Source organism: Streptomyces sp. W16, from assembly GCF_033194735.1.
Taxonomy (GTDB): Bacteria; Actinomycetota; Actinomycetes; order Streptomycetales; family Streptomycetaceae; genus Streptomyces.
The window spans coordinates 1-2695 of the sequence record NZ_JAWOAI010000850.1 but is presented as its reverse complement, the minus strand read 5'-3'; the positions used below and the strand labels follow the sequence as shown (position 1 = coordinate 2695).

The window sequence follows — 2695 nt, the reverse complement described above, 5'->3', positions numbered from 1 at the left end:
GGTCGAGGTGCGGCTGTGCGACGACGGCGGCAGCGGGGTCGGGAACAACGAGTGCGTGCACCGACTGGTCGACGAGGACAAGGTCGTCGCCCTGGTCGCCACCACCGCCCTCGACTACGCGGGCGCCTCCCGCGTCTCCCACGCGCGCGTGCCCGACATCGGCGGCCAGCCCATCGGCGCCGCCTACGACACCTGGCCGCACCTGTACGGCATCTACGGCAGCCTCGCGCCCCGCGCCGGCACCCCGGGCTGGGGCGGCAAGCTGTACGGCGGCACCGAGGTCTACCGGTACTTCAAGCGCGAGCAGGGCGCCCGCACGGCCGCCGTCGTGTCGTACAACCAGGCCGCGTCCGCCGCCTACGCGCGGCTCGTCGAGCAGGGGTTGAAGGCCGAGGGCTACAAGGTCGTCCCCGAGCAGGTCGACTTCGCGCTGCCCAACTTCCGCGCCGCCGCGGCCGACCTGAAGCAGCAGGGCGTGGACCTCGTCTTCGACGCCCTCGACACGCACGGGAACGCCCAGTTGTGCGCGGCGATGGACGAGGTCGGCGCGAATGTCGTTGCCAAGGTGACGAACGTACAGAACTGGACATCCACCGTCCCCGAGGACTACAAGGACTCCCCGCGCTGCCGCAACGCCCTGTGGGCGACCGGGTCCAGCCGTGACTTCGACGATGTGTCGCGGCCCGCCGTGCGGGAGTTCCGGGAGGCGACCAAGGGGCTGAAGACGCATTCCCAGTGGCAGTTGGAGGGCTGGGCGGCGGCGATGTGGTTCACGGACGCGGCGAAGGCATGCGCGAGAACGGGCGTCACGCGCGCGTGCGTCGACGGCTTCATGAACCGGAGCGAGAACTACACCGCCGGCGGTCTGTTGCTTCCCGTCTCCTTCCAGCGGCTCGCCGAACCGCCGAGGACACGCAGGACGTGTCTGTCGGTGGCCCGCTGGCAGGACGGCAAGGGGTGGGTCCCGCAAGGGGACATGAACAGCACCTGTTTCGAGGTGCCGCAACTGCCCTACAGCCCTTGACGCGGACCACGCTTGATACAGGCGGCCCTTGATACAGACTTCGACTATGTTGGAGACCTCGGCACGACTCCTGCGTCTGCTCTCTCTGCTCCAGGCCCACCGCGAGTGGTCCGGCGCCGACCTGGCCGACCGGCTCGGGGTCACCCCGCGCACCGTGCGCCGGGACGTCGACCGGCTGCGCGAGCTGGGCTACCCCGTCAACGCCAGTCCCGGCACGGGCGGCGGCTACCAGCTGGGCGCGGGCGCCGAGTTGCCGCCCTTGCTTCTGGACGACGACGAGGCGGTCGCCGTGGCGGTCGGCCTGCGCACCGCCGCCGGGCAGGGCATCGAGGGCATCGGCGAGACCTCCGTACGCGCCCTCACCAAGCTGGAACAGGTCCTCCCGAACCGGCTGCGCCGCCGGGTGGGCGCCCTCAACGCCTTCACCGTGCCGATGCTGCACAACACCCTGCCGTCCGCCGTGGACCCCGCCGTACTGACCGAGCTGGCCGCCCTGTGCCGGGACGCCGAGCGGCTGCGCTTCGAGTACGAGAGCCACGACGGCGCCCCCACCCGCCGTACCGTCGAACCGCACCGCCTGGTGTGCACCGAGCGCCGCTGGTACCTGGTCGCCTGGGACCTGGACCGCGAGGACTGGCGCACCTTCCGCGTCGACCGCGTCACGCCCAGGCCGCCGCACGGGCCGCGCTTCACCCCGCGCGAGCCACCGGCCGAGGACCTCGCCGCGTACGTCTCGAAAGGGGTCTCCACGCGCGCGTACGCCTCGCAAGCCGTCGTCCGGCTGCTGGTGCCTCTGGAGCTGGCGGCCGAGCGGATCTCACCGTCCGCCGGGACGCTGGAGGCGGACGGGCCGGACGCCTGCCTGCTGCGGACCGGGGCGCCGAACCTCGATGTGATGGTGATCCACGTGGTGATGATGGGCTTCGAGTTTGAGGTCCTGGAGCCTGCGGAGCTGGCCGGGGCGATCAGGACGGCGCGGGACCGGCTGTCCCGCGCGCTGGACCGGCACGGCCGGGGGACGCACGGCGATTCTGTGCCGGAACGGTGAAACTCTTATGCTGCGTCAGCTCCCGCCGTACGGCACGGAATCGGAATGGAATGGGGCGCCCGACCGGTTCTCGCGGAACTTTCCGCCCGACTATTCGACAGGCCGGACCGACACGCGGGAATTACGTTCGAATGGCCGCGGAAGGCGCACGGAACCGCTCATATGTGTGAGGCCCGCTGCGGCAGCAGCTGATGTCGCGGAGAACAAAACACACGTCTTGATCCTGTGACAGAAGTGTGACCGGAGAGGGTCATGGAGAGCCGGAGAGGGGCTAGCGTGGCGCGCATGGCACCCATTCCGACTCCACCGGCGGAGCCCCAGGACAGCCCGAACACCTACGTCGGCCTCGACGCGCCCGAGGCCGAGCGGCTTGCGCGGGAACGGGGGTGGTCGACCGTGCGGTCGCTGCCGCCGGGGGCGATCATCACCATGGAGTACCGCGCGGGCCGGCTCAACTTCGAGGTGAAGGACGGCACGGTGGCGCGCGCCTGGAAGGGCTGAACGCGCATGTCACGAAGGCCCCGGTTCCGCAGGAGGAACCGGGGCCTTCGTGATGCGGGGATGGGTTTGTGCGTACCGGCCCCGCTGCTCGGTGGGGTCAGCCGCCCGTCGCCGGACGGGCC

General features: G+C 70.9%; 2 protein-coding genes and 1 pseudogene. All 3 read left to right on the top strand.

The annotated features are described in order from the left end of the window. Positions 1 to 1024, top strand: a 1024-nt coding sequence (locus R6V09_RS50395; RefSeq protein ID WP_317888131.1) for an ABC transporter substrate-binding protein, incomplete at its 5' end; no start/stop codon positions are given. A 46-nt stretch (positions 1025 to 1070) separates the two neighbouring features. Next, positions 1071 to 2030: pseudogene (locus R6V09_RS50390) on the top strand (helix-turn-helix transcriptional regulator); the annotation flags it as partial. A gap of 327 nt (positions 2031 to 2357) precedes the next feature. After that, positions 2358 to 2573, top strand: a complete 216-nt coding sequence (locus tag R6V09_RS50385; protein WP_317888130.1) for an I78 family peptidase inhibitor — start codon at positions 2358 to 2360, stop codon at positions 2571 to 2573. The last annotated feature ends 122 nt before the right edge of the window (positions 2574 to 2695 follow it).